The organism is Paludibacterium sp. (genome assembly GCF_019232825.1).
Taxonomy (GTDB): domain Bacteria; phylum Pseudomonadota; class Gammaproteobacteria; order Burkholderiales; family Chromobacteriaceae; genus Paludibacterium.
This window is the reverse complement of record NZ_JAFAND010000088.1, coordinates 48812-63849: the sequence shown is the minus strand read 5'-3', so window position 1 is coordinate 63849 and position 15038 is coordinate 48812. Positions and strand designations below refer to the sequence as shown.

The 15038-nt window shown below is 63.3% G+C and carries 14 protein-coding genes; 5 read left to right on the top strand and 9 right to left on the bottom strand.

All coding sequences use genetic code 11. The features are described from left to right. Positions 1 to 189: 189 nt before the first annotated feature. Together btsR and JOZ06_RS11225 are read right to left on the bottom strand one after the other, a co-directional pair. Positions 190 to 912: a two-component system response regulator BtsR gene (gene btsR, locus JOZ06_RS11230; protein ID WP_293232402.1), complete on the bottom strand. Its 723-nt coding sequence runs from the start codon at positions 910 to 912 to the stop codon at positions 190 to 192. After that, on the bottom strand, positions 909 to 2609 hold the full coding sequence (locus JOZ06_RS11225) for a sensor histidine kinase (RefSeq protein WP_293232400.1): 1701 nt from the start codon (positions 2607 to 2609) through the stop codon (positions 909 to 911). Before JOZ06_RS11225 ends, btsR begins: the two co-directional genes overlap by 4 nt. Positions 2610 to 2730: 121 nt before the next feature. Here JOZ06_RS11225 and JOZ06_RS11220 point away from each other — a divergent pair, with 121 nt between their 5' ends. Next, positions 2731 to 3471, top strand: a complete 741-nt coding sequence (locus tag JOZ06_RS11220; RefSeq protein ID WP_293232398.1) for a peptide deformylase — start codon at positions 2731 to 2733, stop codon at positions 3469 to 3471. A 32-nt stretch (positions 3472 to 3503) separates the two neighbouring features. Beyond that, on the top strand, positions 3504 to 4520 hold the full coding sequence (locus JOZ06_RS11215) for a nucleoid-associated protein (protein WP_293232396.1): 1017 nt from the start codon (positions 3504 to 3506) through the stop codon (positions 4518 to 4520). Positions 4521 to 4671: 151 nt separating this feature from the next. Here the strand turns inward: JOZ06_RS11215 and JOZ06_RS11210 are convergent, their stop codons facing one another. The 3 genes from JOZ06_RS11210 to JOZ06_RS11200 form a co-directional block, all read right to left on the bottom strand. Continuing rightward, complete coding sequence (locus tag JOZ06_RS11210) at positions 4672 to 4860, bottom strand: hypothetical protein (RefSeq protein ID WP_293232394.1); 189 nt, start codon at positions 4858 to 4860, stop codon at positions 4672 to 4674. Between the two features lie 165 nt (positions 4861 to 5025). After that, complete coding sequence (locus JOZ06_RS11205) at positions 5026 to 6216, bottom strand: amino acid aminotransferase (RefSeq protein WP_293232392.1); 1191 nt, start codon at positions 6214 to 6216, stop codon at positions 5026 to 5028. Positions 6217 to 6285: 69 nt separating this feature from the next. Then, positions 6286 to 7230 carry a LysR substrate-binding domain-containing protein gene (locus JOZ06_RS11200; protein WP_293232390.1) on the bottom strand — a complete coding sequence of 315 codons (945 nt, stop codon included), beginning with the start codon at positions 7228 to 7230 and terminating at the stop codon, positions 6286 to 6288. 110 nt (positions 7231 to 7340) lie between these two features. Here JOZ06_RS11200 and JOZ06_RS11195 point away from each other — a divergent pair, with 110 nt between their 5' ends. Further along, positions 7341 to 7949 carry an FMN-dependent NADH-azoreductase gene (locus tag JOZ06_RS11195; protein WP_293232388.1) on the top strand — a complete coding sequence of 203 codons (609 nt, stop codon included), beginning with the start codon at positions 7341 to 7343 and terminating at the stop codon, positions 7947 to 7949. Positions 7950 to 8014: 65 nt separating this feature from the next. Here the strand turns inward: JOZ06_RS11195 and JOZ06_RS11190 are convergent, their stop codons facing one another. From JOZ06_RS11190 to JOZ06_RS11175, 4 genes are all read right to left on the bottom strand, one after another. After that, complete coding sequence (locus JOZ06_RS11190) at positions 8015 to 9295, bottom strand: hypothetical protein (protein WP_293232386.1); 1281 nt, start codon at positions 9293 to 9295, stop codon at positions 8015 to 8017. Between the two features lie 177 nt (positions 9296 to 9472). Continuing rightward, a complete protein-coding gene (gene hemF / locus JOZ06_RS11185; RefSeq protein WP_293232384.1) occupies positions 9473 to 10387 on the bottom strand; it encodes an oxygen-dependent coproporphyrinogen oxidase in 915 nt (304 codons plus the stop codon). 65 nt (positions 10388 to 10452) lie between these two features. Continuing rightward, positions 10453 to 11814, bottom strand: coding sequence for an ATP-binding protein (locus tag JOZ06_RS11180; RefSeq protein WP_293232382.1), 1362 nt, complete (start codon positions 11812 to 11814; stop codon positions 10453 to 10455). Continuing rightward, positions 11811 to 12515 carry a response regulator gene (locus JOZ06_RS11175; protein WP_293232380.1) on the bottom strand — a complete coding sequence of 235 codons (705 nt, stop codon included), beginning with the start codon at positions 12513 to 12515 and terminating at the stop codon, positions 11811 to 11813. The genes JOZ06_RS11180 and JOZ06_RS11175 overlap by 4 nt, the downstream gene beginning before the upstream one ends. A gap of 153 nt (positions 12516 to 12668) precedes the next feature. On the opposite strand from JOZ06_RS11175, the gene JOZ06_RS11170 reads away from it, so the two are divergent. Continuing rightward, entirely contained in the window at positions 12669 to 14735 is a 2067-nt protein-coding gene (locus tag JOZ06_RS11170) for a carbon starvation CstA family protein (protein ID WP_293232405.1), read from the top strand. Next, positions 14728 to 14925, top strand: coding sequence for a CstA-like transporter-associated (seleno)protein (locus JOZ06_RS11165; RefSeq protein ID WP_293232378.1), 198 nt, complete (start codon positions 14728 to 14730; stop codon positions 14923 to 14925). The genes JOZ06_RS11170 and JOZ06_RS11165 overlap by 8 nt, the downstream gene beginning before the upstream one ends. Positions 14926 to 15038: the final 113 nt, after the last annotated feature.

Below are 15038 nucleotides of genomic sequence, written 5' to 3'. Positions count from 1 at the left end.
AACCTTAACGGCGGGAGTAAACGCCCGTCCCCGCTCCCGCTTTCAAGGTGTTGCCGTTACTCCCGCAGTGGTGGTTCGCGCAAGCGAAACGGCGGAAGTAGAAGCAAAACCTCAACGGCGGGAGTAACGCGTCCCCACTCCCGCTTTCAAGGTGTTGCCGTTTCTCCCGCGGTGGACGACCGCGCCCAATTACTCGGCGATGCCGACCCGCTGTTTGAGCGGTTTGAGGAAGCGGCGGCTGACCGGGATCACATGGCCGTTGCGGGCGACGATGTCGGCGGCGCCGCCTTCGCCCAGGCGGATTTCCGCCACGGCATCGAGGTTGACCAGATACTGGCGGTGGCAGCGCACCAGCGGCGACTTTTCTTCCAGCGTGCGCAAGGTCAGTTCGGTGAAGTGCTCGCTGCCGGCGTGGTCGACCACGTAGACGCCGCTGACGCGCGAGCTGACGTATTCGATGTCCGGCAGTTTGAGCAGCAGAATCCGTCCCGCGCCCTGGCAGGGGACGTAGCTGAGCGCCTGACCGGGCGCCAACTGCGATAGCGGCTGGCGCGCGCCGAGCGTTCGGCGCAGCCGCTCCAGGGTTTTGGCCAGCCGCGCGGGCTCGGCCGGCTTGAGCAGATAATCGAAGGCATTCTCCTCGAATGCCTTGAGCGCGTAATCCTCGTAGGCGGTGAGGAACACGATGTGCGGCGTATGTTCCGGATCGAGCATGCCGAGCATTTCCAGGCCGCTGATGCGTGGCATCTGGATGTCGAGAAACACCACGTCCGGCTTCTGACGATGGATGGCGGCGATGGCCTCGATGGCGTTGCCGCATTCGCCGATGATCGTCATGTCCGCCTCGGTGCTCAAGCGCGCGCGTAGTTCCTCGCGCGCCAGGGGTTCGTCGTCGACGATCAGCACGTTCATGTCACGCTCTCCGTCTGCAAGGGCAACCGCAGCGCCACCCGGGTGCGTACGCCGCTTTCGCAAGCGACCGCCAGGCCGTAGCGTTCGCCGAAACGCGCCTTGATGCGCCGGTCGACCAGATTCATGCCCAGGCCGTCGTGGCTGGCGGCGCGCGGCTGGTAGAGCCCGGCGTTGTCCTCGACCCAGATGGTCAGTTCGCCGTCCTCGATCGCCGAGCCGATGGTCAGCCGGCCGGGGCCGAGCAGTTGCGAGGTGCCGTGCTTGACGGCGTTTTCCACGATCGGCTGCAGCGAGAAGGCCGGCAGGCAGGTGTCGAGCGTGGCGTCGTCGAAGGCGAAATCGACCTGGAGTTGATCGCCGAAGCGGGCTTGTTGGATCTGCAGATAGGCGTTGACGTGCTCGATCTCGTCGGCCAGCGTCACTTCCTCGGTTTGGCGCTTGAGGTTTTTGCGGAAAAAGGTCGACAGGTGCTGCACCAGTTCGCGCGCGCGCTCGGGGTCGCGCCGGATGACCGCCGACAACGTATTGAGCGCGTTGAACAGGAAGTGCGGGTTGACCTGGGCATGCAGCAGCTTGAGTTCGGTTTGCGCCAGCAGTTGGTGCTGCGCGTCGAAACGGCCCGTCAGGATCTGCGTCGACAGCAGGCGGGCAATGCCTTCGCCCAAGGTCAGGTTGATGCGGGAGATCAGCTTATTGCGCGGCTCGTACAGCTTGATGGTGCCGATGACGCGCTCGCTCTCGCCGCGCAGCGGAATCACCAAGGTCGAGCCCAGCCGGCATTGCGCGGAAATCGAACATTGATAGGGCACCTCGTCGCCGTCGGCAAACACCACCCGGTTCTCGGCAATGGCGCGGTGCGTATGGGGCGAGGTGATCGGCTGGCCGGGCAGGTGATGATCGTCGCCGATGCCGATGAAGGCCAATAGCTTGTCGCGGTCGGTGATCGCCACCGCGCCCACGCCCAGTTCCTCGTAAATGATGCGCGCCACCCGCGTGCTGTTTTCTTGATTGAAGCCCTGGCGCAGCACGCCCTCGCAGCGCGCGGCGATCTTCAGCGCCTTGCTGGAGAAGCTGCTGGAGTATTTGTCGATGAGCACGCGACGGTCGAGCAGAATGCGCATGAACATGCCGGCGCCGACCGAGTTGGCGGTGATCATCGGCAGGGCGATGTGTTTGACCAAGTCGAGCGCGGCGGAGAACGGATGCGCCAGCAGCAGGATGATGGCCATCTGCATGATTTCGGCGCAGAAGGCGGTGGCGGCCACCACCCAGGGATTGAACAGTCGTTCGCGCTGTCCGCTGCGAATCAGAAAGCTGTGCACCAAGCCCCCCAGGAGCCCCTCGGCCACGGTGGAGACCATGCAGGCGAAGGCGGAGAAGCCGCCGAGCGTGTAGCGATGCACGCCGCCGGTCAATCCGACAGCGAAGCCCACCAGCGGTCCGCCGAGAATGCCGCCAAGCACGGCGCCGGTGGCGCGGGTATTGGCGATCGAATCGTTGATGTGGAAGCCGAAGTAGGTGCCCATGATGCAAAAGGCGGAGAACACCAGATAGCACATCACCTTGTGCGGCGGCCGGAACGAACCGGCGGCCAGTGGGACGAACAGAGGGGTTTTGCTCAACAGATAGGCGATCACCAGGTAAACGCACATCTGCTGCATCAAGAGCAGAATTTCAGTCAGTTGATAAGCCAGCATCTCGGTTCCGACAAAGTTCCGCCTAAGCGGAAAGGCACGACGATGCTGTCATGTTAGCATTTAATTTTCAGGCGTTCGGCGGCGATTTTCGCGCGGCGCCTTGTGACGAAGGAGTGCCCCCATGAAGACGCCATCCTTGGCCATCCGTCAAATCGGCGATCCGGTTTTACAGGTGCCGCCTCCTCAGGCCGACGTGAGCCAGACCGCCACGCTCATGACGTATTTGGCCGTTTTGCAAAAAGAACAGCAGCAAAACGGCGGCATCGGCATTGCCTGCAATCAGTGTGTGGCCATCGACGAACCGGTGGCGGTTGTGCTGCTCGGCACCGACGATCCGGCCACGCGCGCCGCCGCGGCGTTGCGCTATCCCGGCGAAACCATCCCCACCGCCACCTTGATGATCAATCCGCAAATCCTGCGCTATGGCGAAGAGACGTACTACCCGGCGCACGGCGAGGGCTGCCTGAGCGTGGCCGGGCCCTTGCGCGGCAAGGTCAAGCGCCATCGCCGCGTGCGCGTGCGCTACCAGACGCTGGAGGGCGCAACGCTCGAGCGCGATAGCGACGGCATGGAGGCGCATATTATCCAGCACGAGTGCGATCACTTGCAGGGCATCGTCTATTTGCAGCGGATCTTCGCCGACTGCAGCGGCGCGCAAAAAACGGAGATTATCCGGCTGCTCGGCGAGGAGGCGGCGTATCGGCAGTGCGAGGACAGCGCCGTGCGCGCCAAGGCGGTCGAACCGCTGCTGGTGTTCGAGCGCGACGGCGACGCGGTGGTGTTTGATCCGGCGCGATTGTTACAGGCGCTGGCCGCCATGCCCGACGACACCCTGGACGGCATACGGGCGGCCCTGGAATAATTCGGCTTCGATTCAATTTTGGGTAACGGCACATGTTGCTTGACGATTCCAAGGTGGCGCGCTTGGCGGTGCACCGGGTGGGCAACCCTTCGCGCGGCGAGGTGCTGCAGTTGTCGGACCGCACGCCGGAGGTGGACGAGGCCGTCTCCGGGCTGCTGCTCAACGGCTACCTGCGTGGCATCGTTTCCGATAAGAAGAAGTACCAGTTCTTCCACGAAACCGATCTCAAGCTCAACGAGATTTATTGCTACTCGCGCCAGTTCTTCGACGGCGAACTCGACTTCCTCGAGGTGTCGCAACGCATTGCGCGCCATTTGTACGCGCGTTCCGTCCACCCCAATATCAGCGCCGGCGATCTGTTCGTGATCCTGTTCGACGGTCTGTCCGACGGCGAGCGATCGCTGCGCGGTTTGGGCGTGTTCAAGGCCGAGATTCGCGAGGACTTCCTCAGCGTGGTCGAGTCGGGCGACGTGTTCGACATTCGCCACGCCAGCGGCATCAATCCACGGCTGATCGACAAAGGCGCGCTGATTCTGGAGCATGGCCCCATCGTCTACGCCGTTGACCGCCAGGGGCAACAGGCCAAATTTTGGCTGGACGATTTTCTCAAGGCCATGCGCGTGCCAGATGCCGTCTCCAAGAGCCGGATGATGGCGAGCGCGGTGCAACAGATCAGCGAAGGCCTCGAAGACCCGGTGCAACAGGCGCAATTCAAGGATGCCTGTTTGACGTTGTGCGAGGAGAGCCAGACGATATCGCCCGATCAGGTGATGGACGTGGCCGGCCGATTTGTGCCGCGCGAGCAGGCGGCTCAGGCATTCGACAGTGCCGCCGAGTCCTGCGGCTTTGCTCAGACCGACCCGGAAGGGTTGCCGGCGCAGGGCATGGCCAAGCGATTGGAACGCACTTTGTCCAAGTACGGCGTCGGTCATGGCATCAGTGTGTTGCTGCCCGCCGGCGTCACGCTGAAAAACATCCATTCCAGCGCCGATGGCGAAGGCGATTTGACCTTGACGCTCAAGTTGCGCAAGCGCGATCCCGCCGACTAAGGGCCTCTAACAGAACACATTTCTCGGTTGGGTAGCGTGCGTTCGCGAAGCAACGCACGGCCTGTGGGCTCGCGCAAGACGTGCATTGCCTGCGACGAATGCACGCTACAAAACTCGGGCGGATGCCTCGCCGGTACTTTTGTGAGAGCTTCTAAAGCAGCGCCTGCAGCAGGATGATCAGCCCGAGCAGGATGAATACCGTATGCGGCCGCCAGTAGCGTGCGCGGCGGAGGGGTTGGACGCGGGGGGTGAAGCAGTAATGGCCATCCGATAGCAGAACGCGACGCCATTCGGTGGTGTGTGGGGGATTGCGAGCATCCGGCTTGAACGGTTTGACCATGATGGCGGGTTCCTTTCGGCTAAATTCATTTTTATGCTGCCCGGATAAATCGGAAACCGCCTTAGGAACAGTCCTAAAATGGCCGAATGGCCGAAGGGCCGACGCCAAAGCAAAACGCCCGGTGACAGTCGTCACCGGGCGTTTTGTATGGGGCCGTCAGCGGGCTTACGCTGCCTTGATCACCTCGGCAAAGGCCTGGGCTACGCGCACGGCGTTGCCTTGGTTCAATCCGGCGACGCACATGCGGCCGGAGCCCACCAAGTAAACGGCATGTCGTTCGCGCAAGCGCTCGATTTGCGGCGGCGTCAGCCCGGTATAGCTGAACATGCCGCGCTGGCGCAGCAGGTAGCCGAAGTCATGGCCAGGGACCTGAGTGGACAGCACGTCGAACAATGTCTGGCGCATCGCCTTGATGCGGCCGCGCATGCCGTTGAGCTCCTCCTCCCATTGCCGCCGCAGCGCCGGGTCGAGCAACACGGTCGCGATCAGCTGGCTGCCGTGAGTCGGCGGGCTGGAGTAATTGCGGCGCACGGTGGCTTGCAGCTGTCCCAGCACGCGCTGGGCTTCGTTCTCGTCGGCGCAGACCACGCTCAAGCCGCCGCAGCGCTCGCCATAGAGCGAGAAGATCTTGGAAAACGAGTTGGCGACCAGGAACGAGGCGCCGCGCGCGAGCAAGGCGCGGATGGCGTAGGCGTCTTCGTTCAGCCCGTCGCCGAAGCCCTGGTAGGCGATGTCGAGGAACGGCACCAGCGCGCGTTCGAGCAAGACGTCGATGACGCGGTCCCACTGTTCGCGAGAGAGGTCGGTGCCGGTCGGGTTGTGGCAACAGGGGTGCAGCAGCACGATACTGTGCGCCGGCAAACCGGAGAGGCAATCGAGCATTGCCTCGAACTGGATCGTGCTGCCCTTGGCGGCGAAGTAGGGATAACGACGCACCGGGAAGCCGGCGCCTTCGAAGACGGCGACGTGGTTGTCCCAGGTCGGATCGCTGACCCAGACACCGGCCTCAGGGAAGGTGCGCTTGAGAAAATCGGCGCCGATCTTCAGTGCGCCCGAGCCGCCCAGCGTCTGGATGGTGGCGATGCGCGCGAACGGCGCCGTCTCGCCGAAAACCAGCGGCTGCAATGCCTGACGGTAATTGGCCGCGCCTTCCATCGGCAGATAGCTGCAGGGACCGGGGTGTTGTTGCAGGCGGGATTCCGCCTCGCTGACCGCGCCCAGTACCGGAATGCGGCCGTTTTCGTCGTAATACAGTCCGATGCCGAGGTTGACCTTATCGGCGCGTTCGTCCTTCAGAAAGGTTTGCAACAAGCTGAGGATCGGGTCGCCAGGGTAGGATTCTACGTGTTCAAACAAGTCCATTCTCCTAAGTCGTTTTCAGATATCGCTATTTTTCTCTGTTGACTATACCGTCAGCTTAGCTTGTCAGCCAATGCCTTCCGATGGGCAAAGCGGCAGAAAGGGACCGTTGGACAGCGGCGGGATCTCTTGCGTCAAAAAATCGATCAGCAGGCGCACGGCGGGGATCAGGCCGCGCCGCGACGGATAGACCAGATGCAGGATACCCCAGGGCGACTGGCAATCCGGCAGCAGTTCCTGCAGACGGCCATCGGTCAGATAAGCTTGGCACACCAACTGCGGCAGCAAGGCCACGCCGAGACCGCGCGCCGTGGCTTCGGCCAGCACCACCAAGTCATCGGTCATCAGGCGCGGCGAATCGATCTGCAGCCGGATCTCATGGCCGTCGCCATCGAGCAGCACCCATTGGCCGCGGCCGTCGGGACGACTCATGGTCAGGCACGGATAACGCAGTAGATCCGACGGCATGCGCGGCGTGCCCAGCTCGGCCAAGAGCCGTGGACTTGCGGTCAGAATTTGCCGGCTGGTGCTCAATGTGCGCGCCACTTGGTTGGCGCTGTCCTCGATCACGTTGCGCACGCGGATGGCGATATCGATGCCTTCCTCGATCAGGTCGACGCGGCGGTTGGCCGCCTCCAGCTGCACCCTCACTTGCGGATGCTCGGCGAGAAAGCGCGGCAGAATCGGCGCCAGCACCGATTTCGCCAACAGCTCGGGACAACTGACACGCACCAGGCCGCGCGGCTCGGCCTGAATGCGGGCGATGGTCTCCTCCGCCGCTTCCGCCTCGGTCAGCACCGCCTGGCAATGCTGGTAGTACTGGCCGCCGACCTCGGTCAGCGCCAGACGCCGGGTCGTGCGTTGCAAGAGGCGTACGCCAAGGCGGTCCTCCAGCTCGGCGATGCGTCGCGACAGGCGGGATTTGGGAATGCCGAGCGCGCGGCCGGCGGCCATGAAGCCGCCGTGTTCGACCACCTTGGCGAAATAGAACAGGTCGTTGAGGTCCTGCATGGCAATTGTCCTGAAAATGGAACAATGAATCTGATTTTAGCTATCTAGTCTCAATTGTTCCACCGTTATACGATGCAGCCATGCTCACCCGCTTAACAAAGGACAAGACCATGAAACTCCTGCATATCGATGCCAGCATCCTCGGCGATAACTCCGTATCGCGCCAACTGACCGCCGCCTTGGTGGAAGCCGTGCGCCAGAAGCACCCGGGCACCAGCGTGACCTACCGCGACGTGGCCGCCGAACCGATCGCCCACCTGTCGGGCGAAATCCTCGGCGCGGCCTTTACCCCGGAAACGGATTGGAACGCCACCCAACGCAGCGAACGCGCGCTGACCGATAGCCTGATCAACGAATTCCTGGCCGCCGACGTGATCGTCATCGGCGCGCCGATGTACAACTTCTCGATTCCGTCGCAACTGAAGAGCTGGATCGACCGTATCGCGGCCGCAGGCCGCACCTTCAAGTACACCGAAAACGGCCCGGTTGGCCTGGCGGGCGGCAAGAAAGTGCTGATCGCCTCGTCGCGCGGCGGCGTGTATTCGAATGACCAAGGCCGCGCGATGGACTTCCAGGAAGATTACCTGCGCACCGTGATGGGCTTCGTCGGTATCACCGACCTGCACATCGTGCGCGCCGAAGCAGTCAACATGGGCGACGACAAGCGCGCCACCGCAATTCACGCCGCACGCGAAGCGATTGCCGCGCTGGCGCTGTAATCTCCGTCGGTTGGAAAAGACAATGCCCCGGTAGCTTGGCTACCGGGGCATTGTTTCATCAGCGGTCAGTTTGCCGCCGGTGTTGTCTCCAGGTTAATCAGGCGGTTGGTCGGAATCAAAAAGGGCAGCCGCAGGGTGCGGGGCAGCGTGGGTTGCGGCCAGCGCACGATGCAGATGCCCGGGGTGCGTGTTTGCCGGTTCTTGCACGATTCGGCGACCAGTCTGGGGTTGAACAGCGCTTGGCGCTTGACCCTGCCTGGCAGGGCCACCCAAGCCGCGAGCCGGTCGCGTTGGAAGCGGATGGCGCGCTGGACGTGCCCGTCCAACGCGCGGCGCTGGCTGAATTCGGCCAAAACCCGATCGGCTGGGCGATAACCTTGACTAGGCGTGAAGTAGCGCAGGTTGCTGTCGATCAGTACCAGCAGCAGGCTATCCGGCGCGTTTTGGCGCAAAGCCGGCAGGGTGGTGAGCGCGTGTTCGAAACGGCGCTGATTATCGTAGGCGGTGTCGAGCACATCGGCGATCAACAGCAGCGCCGGGCTCGCCTCTCCCGCCGCCAGCCGCGCCCGTGCCCAGCGCGAGCCATCCGACAACCGGTTGCTGGCGATCAGTGTCGCCAGGTAATGACTGAAGGCGGCGACGATGGCCGCATTGCTGCCGGTGGGCAGTGCTTGCGCCAGCGGCCCTTCCCAGCGGGTTGGATCGGGCAAGGCCGTATCGAAGGCGTGCTGATAACGCCACTGCGCCAGCTGATCGACGCCGCCGCGATCGAAGCCGGCGCCGAGCGAGCCGGCCAGTTGGTTCGCCACCTCCCGCTTATACGCGGCTTCGCCATCGAAGCCGTAGGGCCAGGCCAGCATGTAGAGCAGCAACAGATACTGTGCCAGTTCCGAATGTTCCTGCTGCGCTTGCAGGCGCCCCACCAGCAGGTGTGTGTTGTGCCAGCCGCTAGCGAGCGCGGTGGCTTCATGCAGTGCGCCGAGCACCCACGGCGTGGCGTGGCAGCGGGCGAGATCGCGCAGAAACCGCGCGCTCGCGGACCATTCGCCCAGATGTTGCGACAGGGCGAAATAGCGCGTGTAGACGCGCGCGAACGCCGGCTCCTGCTCGGCCAGCGCGGTGAGCAGCGTCTCGAAGGCGGGCAACGCTTGTTCCGGCGTGGCCGAGCGGGCCAGCGCCACGGCCTGTTGGTAACCCGGCATCCAGCCGGGGCGCTCCGACACAATCTGCTGATCGAACGTGGCAAACGCGCTGTTGAGCGCGTCGAGCGAGCGGGGCGAGGCCACCAGGGCGGTGGACAGGATCACCCCGAGGGCCGCCAAGAGAATGGCTTGAATTCGCGGCATGTCGGACACTCCATCGTGGGATTGGGTGCGAGTCCGACAGGCTGTGCCGTGGCGTGTTCAGCGGACCTGGCCGAACGGCCGATGCCGCGCTTGTCTGTGGCGCACTGCCTTTGGCGAGTCCATATACGCAATCGACGCGCAACGCGCGGCATTGCGCCAAATGTCCAACGACAGGCGCTAGGGCGCGACCCAGTCGCGTACCGGCAGAAATTGTTCATAGAGCGCCGCCTCGGCCGAGCCGGATTCGGGTTGGTAGCCATATTCCCAGCGGGCCAGCGGCGGCATCGACATCAGGATCGATTCGGTGCGGCCGCCGCTTTGCAGCCCAAACAGCGTGCCGCGGTCCCAGACCAGGTTGAATTCGACGTAGCGGCCGCGGCGGTAGAGCTGGAATTGCCGTTCGCGTTCACCCCAGGTCTGGGTTTTGCGTCGTTCGACGATCGGCAGATAGGCGTCGATAAAACCGTTGCCGATCGCCTGGGTGAAGGCGAAGCAGCGATCGAAGCCCCCTTCGTTCAGATCGTCGAAGAATAGCCCGCCGATACCGCGCGCTTCTTGCCGGTGTTTGAGGAAAAAATATTCGTCGCACCAGGCTTTGTAGTCCGGATAGACCTGTTCGCCAAACGGACGACACAAATCGCGCGCGACCGTGTGCCAGTGCACGGCGTCTTCCTCGAAGCCGTAGTAGGGCGTCAGGTCGAAGCCGCCGCCAAACCACCATACCGGCTCGGCATCGTCGCGTTCGGCGATGAAGAAGCGCACATTGGCATGGCTTGTCGGCACATAGGGGTTGTGCGGGTGAATGACCAGCGACACGCCCATCGCTTGAAAGCGGCAACCGGCGAGCTCTGGGCGGTGGGCGCTAGCCGATGGTGGCAGTTGCTCCCCGCTGACATGGGAGAAATTGACGCCGGCCTGTTCGAAGACCTTGCCGTTGGTCAGTACGCGGCTTTGCCCGCCGCCGCCCTCGGGGCGCTGCCAGCTGTCGCTGACGAAGCGTCCGCTGCCGTCCGCCTGCTCCAGCGCCTGGCAGATGCGTGCTTGCAGCGTCAGCAGAAAAGAGTGCACGTCGGCAGAGGCGGGTGTTGGCATGTTATTCCTTGGCGGCGAAGAATCGGGCCGTCATTCTAATGCCATGGGCATGGCGTGGGTAGTCCCTAAGACGCTTCGTCGCCGCTGCCTTGCTCCGGGATGTTCAGTACGAATCGCGCGCCGCCTTCCGGACTGTCGGTGACGAACACGCTGCCGCCGTGCTGCTCGGCGATCAGCCGCACGAAGGACAAGCCGAGGCCGTAGCTGCTGCTGTTGCGTTCGCGGCCGTTGTCCAGCCGGTGAAACGGCTCGAAGATGCGCTCACGCTCCTCGAGCGGCACGCCTGGACCATCGTCGTCGACCACCACCGACAGCCAGCCGTCCTGTTTGCCGACCTGCAGCCGTACCAGTGTGGCGGCGAAGCGCACCGCGTTGACCAGCAGGTTGCGTGTGGCAATGTACATCAGCTTGCGGTCGAATTCGGCATCGCTCTGCGGACAGTCCAACGCCAGCTTGACGCCAGCTGGCGCCAGCGGGCGGATCAGTCCGAGCAAGTCGGCAAACCACTCGGCCAGCTCCGTATGTTCGCGCTGCAAGATGATCTGACCCTGGTCGAGCTGAGCGTAGCTCATGCTGGCGTTGACCAGATCGTCCAGTTCCTGCATGTCGTGTTCCATGCCGACCCGGTACTTCTCTCGTTCCTGTTCGTTCTCGGCTTCTTCCAGCATGGTCAAGCCGAAGCGCAGGCGCGCAATCGGCGTGCGCAGCTCGTGCGATACCGCGTGGCTAAGCGTCTGATGCGCGTTCATCTGGCCCTCGAGCCGTTCCGCCATGGTATTGAGCCCGGCGGACAGCGGGGTCAGGATCCAGCTTTTGGCGCGCGGCGCGCGCGCGGACAGCTCGCCCGCCGCCAATTTTTCGGCGGTTTCGCGGATGGCGACCAGGTCGTTCCACAACGGCCGGATAAACAGGAATACCAACAGGCCGAAGCCCAACCCCGTCAGCGTCCACCACAGCGCCTTGGCGTGGGTGCCGTCCGTCAGCAGGGAATCGCTGTCCGGCACGGCGAAATTGAGCGGACCGAACACCAGTACCTGCTGGCTGTCGCCGACGCGGGCGTAAAGCAGGTTGCTGTCCTCGTCAAAGCGCATGACGCCGCGCTGAATGTCTTGCCGCTGGCCGTCGTCCAGCGCCTGCAGGTGTTTGAGGTCGGTCAGCGCGATATGGTAGCTGTAGCCGGCGGCCAGCTTCGGCAGCGCGGCGGCCCAACGTTGTTCTGGTTCGTTCTGCAGCGTCTGTTCGAACGTCAGCACGGCGCCGCGCATGAAGCTGCGCGCGTTGTCCTCGTCCACCCCGGTGTAGATCTGATCGATGACCACGCCGACCGCGCTGATGATCAGCACCAGCGCCAACAGCGCGCTCAGATAGTAGCGAAAGAACAACGTGGCGAGCGTCGGCCGCAGCAAACCGAGGAACCGTTGCCTCATGCAAGCTCCCAATCGCTCTTGGAGAACAAGTAGCCTTTACCGCGCACCGTCTTGATGCGCGAGGGGGACATCGGGTCGTCGAGCAGTTTTTTGCGTAGGCGGGAGATGCGGGCGTCGATCGAGCGGTCGTTGCCGTCGAAGCCGATGCCGCGCAATTTGCCCAGAATGTCGTCGCGCGACAGGATGCTGCCGGCGTGGCTGGCCAACATCCACAGCAGATCGAACTCGGCGGTGGTCAATTCCAGCGATTGCGAACCGAGCATGGCGGTGCGTGTGCCTTGATTGATGGTGAATTGGCCGAACGTCAATTGGTCGGCGCCGCCGCCGCCGGCCCTCGCCGTGCCGCGGCGCAGTAAAGCGCGCACCCGGGCCAGCAATTTGCGCGGCTCGACCGGCTTTGCCAGATAGTCGTCCGCACCCAGCTCCAAACCCAGAATCTCGTCGATCTCGTCATTGCGCGCGGTCATCATCAAAATACGTCCGCTGTAATAGGGGCGCAGGTCGCGGCAAATCTCGAATCCCGCCTTGCCGGGCAGCATCAGGTCGAGAATCACCAAATCGGGCCGTGCCGCCATAATCTTGGCTTCGGCTTCGTCGCCCTTGCCGCAGGTGCTGACCTCGTAGCCGTTCTTGCCCAGAAACGCGGCAATCAGATCGGACAGCCTGGCATCGTCCTCCACCAGAAAAACATGTTCGCTCATGCTTGTGCTCTGTTTTCTATCCTCGCCGCGTACCATTGCCAAAAGTTGCACTTGTCATTATTGATTTCGCTTTGAACAATGAAACGATGACGGCACTTTGCCGTTCGGCGTGAACTGTACCTATCACAATAATTACACCGGGAAACCACTATGATGCCACGATATAAAGAGAAAGTGCTCTGGCTTGTCGTCGCCTTTGTCGGCGCGCTGGCCTTTGCGACCCTCGCATTAACGCGCGGGGAGACGGTCAACGCCGTTTGGCTGCTGGTGGCCGCTTTGTCGGTCTATGCCATCGCCTACCGATTCTATAGCCGATATATCGCCACGACAGTGCTGCAATTGGAGCCGCGGCGGCTGACGCCCGCCGAGCGCCATCATGATGGCCTGGATTACGTACCGACCAATCGCTGGGTGGTATTCGGCCATCACTTCGCCGCCATCGCCGGCGCCGGACCGCTGGTCGGGCCCGTGCTGGCGGCGCAGATGGGCTTTTTGCCAGGAACGCTGTGGATTCTGGTCGGGGTGATGCTGGCCGGCGCGGTGCAGGATTTCCTGATTCTGTTCCTGTCGATCCGGCGCGACGGCAAATCGCTCGGCGACATGATCCGCCAGGAGATGGGACCGATTCCCGGCATCGTGGCCTCGTTCGGTATCCTGATGATCATGATCATCCTGTTGGCGGTGTTGGCGCTCGTGGTGGTCAAAGCGTTGACCAACAGCCCATGGGGCACCTTTACCATCGCCGCCACGATACCGATCGCGCTGTTGATGGGGTTGTATGCCCGCTACGTCCGTCCCGGCGGTATCGGCGAGGTTTCGCTCGTCGGTTTCGCGCTGTTGCTGTTGGCCATCTGGGGCGGCGGACAGGTGGCGCATACGCCGGCGCTCGCCGCGCTGTTTACGCTCAAGGGCACCACGCTCGCCTGGTGGATGATCGGCTATGGTTTCATTGCCTCGGTGCTGCCGGTATGGCTATTGCTCGCGCCGCGCGATTACCTGTCGACCTTTTTGAAAATCGGCACCATCGTCGGCCTGGCCATCGGTATCTTGTTGGTGGCGCCGCCATTGCAAATGCCGGCGGTCACCCGTTTCGTCGATGGCTCCGGGCCGGTATTCTCCGGCGGCCTGTTCCCCTTCCTGTTCATTACCATCGCCTGCGGCGCGGTGTCCGGCTTTCACTCGCTGATCGCTTCCGGTACCACGCCCAAGCTGATCGAGAACGAGGCCCAGGCGCGTCTCATCGGCTACGGCGCGATGCTGATGGAGAGCTTCGTCGCCATCATGGCGCTGATCGCCGCTTGCGTGCTCGACCCGGCGGTGTATTTCGCCATGAATAGCCCGGCGGGGTTGATTGGCCACAGCGCGGCCGAAGCGGCGCAGGCCATTTCCGCCTGGGGGTTCGTCGTTACCCCGGAGGCGCTGACCCAGGTGGCGCGGGATGTGGGCGAGACCACCATTCTGTCGCGCGCCGGCGGCGCGCCTACGCTGGCGGTCGGCATGGCGCACATTCTGTCGCGCGTGCTCGGCGGGCAGGAGATGACGGCTTTCTGGTACCACTTCGCCATTCTGTTCGAGGCGCTATTCATCCTGACCACGGTGGATGCCGGCACGCGGGTGACGCGCTTCATGATCCAGGATCTGGCCGGCGTCGTGTATGCGCCGATGGCGCGAACGGAATCGTGGCTGGCCAACCTGGTTGCCACGGCGCTGGCGGTGGGATTGTGGGGGTATTTCCTTTATCAAGGGGTGATCGATCCGCTCGGCGGGATCAATACGCTGTGGCCGCTGTTCGGCATTGCCAACCAGATGTTGGCGGGCATCGCGCTGACGTTGGCCAGCGTGGTGCTGATCAAGATGGGGCGCGCGCGCTATGCCTGGGTCGCCCTGCTGCCGACCGTGGTGCTATTGGTGGTGACGCTGACCGCCGGCTGGCAGAAGCTGTTCAGCAGCAGCCCCAAAGTGGGCTTCCTTGCCCATGCCGGCAAGTTCTCGGCGGCGTTGGAACAAGGACAAGTGCTGGCGCCGGCCAAGTCGCTGGCGGAAATGCGCCAAATCGTCTTTAACGATTATGTGGATGCCACGCTGACGGCGATATTCGTCGTGGTTGTGGTGGCGATGGTGCTATTCGGTATCGCCGTGGCGCGCAAGGCGCTGGCGGTGCGCTGGCCGACCGCCAAGGAAACGCCGGCGGTTTATCGAGAGGAGACGGCAAATGGCTGAACATTGGCTTGGGTGGTGGCGGCAATGGTCCGCCGCGGCGCGGCTCTTGGTCGGCGTGCCGGATTATGAGGCCTATCTGGCCCGGCGCCGGCGCTATCGCGCGGATGCGCCGGTCCTGAGCCGCGGGGAATTCGTGCGCTATTGCGCCGAGCGCCGCCTGGGCGGGCGGCGCTCGGGCGGATGTTGCTGATACAGGCTGGATAAAGGCAAAGGGCGCGCTGCGGCGCGCCCTTTCAGGCTGTTGATTTAGTGGTTTGCAGCGGTCCCGGAGGACCCGGCAAAGCCGGGCCTCAGTGGCAACTG

Bases quoted from the DNA above. Each gene is read 5' to 3' on its own strand.
- JOZ06_RS11225 (WP_293232400.1), bottom strand. From the start codon at position 2,609: ATGCTGGCTTATCAACTGACTGAAATTCTGCTCTTGATGCAGCAGATG.
- JOZ06_RS11195 (WP_293232388.1), top strand. From the start codon at position 7,341: ATGAAACTCCTGCATATCGATGCCAGCATCCTCGGCGATAACTCCGTA.
- JOZ06_RS11200 (WP_293232390.1), bottom strand. From the start codon at position 7,230: ATGCAGGACCTCAACGACCTGTTCTATTTCGCCAAGGTGGTCGAACAC.
- JOZ06_RS11220 (WP_293232398.1), top strand. From the start codon at position 2,731: ATGAAGACGCCATCCTTGGCCATCCGTCAAATCGGCGATCCGGTTTTA.
- btsR (WP_293232402.1), bottom strand. From the start codon at position 912: ATGAACGTGCTGATCGTCGACGACGAACCCCTGGCGCGCGAGGAACTA.
- JOZ06_RS11180 (WP_293232382.1), bottom strand. From the start codon at position 11,814: ATGAGGCAACGGTTCCTCGGTTTGCTGCGGCCGACGCTCGCCACGTTG.
- JOZ06_RS11165 (WP_293232378.1), top strand. From the start codon at position 14,728: ATGGCTGAACATTGGCTTGGGTGGTGGCGGCAATGGTCCGCCGCGGCG.
- JOZ06_RS11190 (WP_293232386.1), bottom strand. From the start codon at position 9,295: ATGCCGCGAATTCAAGCCATTCTCTTGGCGGCCCTCGGGGTGATCCTG.
- JOZ06_RS11170 (WP_293232405.1), top strand. From the start codon at position 12,669: ATGCCACGATATAAAGAGAAAGTGCTCTGGCTTGTCGTCGCCTTTGTC.
- JOZ06_RS11175 (WP_293232380.1), bottom strand. From the start codon at position 12,515: ATGAGCGAACATGTTTTTCTGGTGGAGGACGATGCCAGGCTGTCCGAT.
- hemF (WP_293232384.1), bottom strand. From the start codon at position 10,387: ATGCCAACACCCGCCTCTGCCGACGTGCACTCTTTTCTGCTGACGCTG.
- JOZ06_RS11215 (WP_293232396.1), top strand. From the start codon at position 3,504: ATGTTGCTTGACGATTCCAAGGTGGCGCGCTTGGCGGTGCACCGGGTG.
- JOZ06_RS11210 (WP_293232394.1), bottom strand. From the start codon at position 4,860: ATGGTCAAACCGTTCAAGCCGGATGCTCGCAATCCCCCACACACCACC.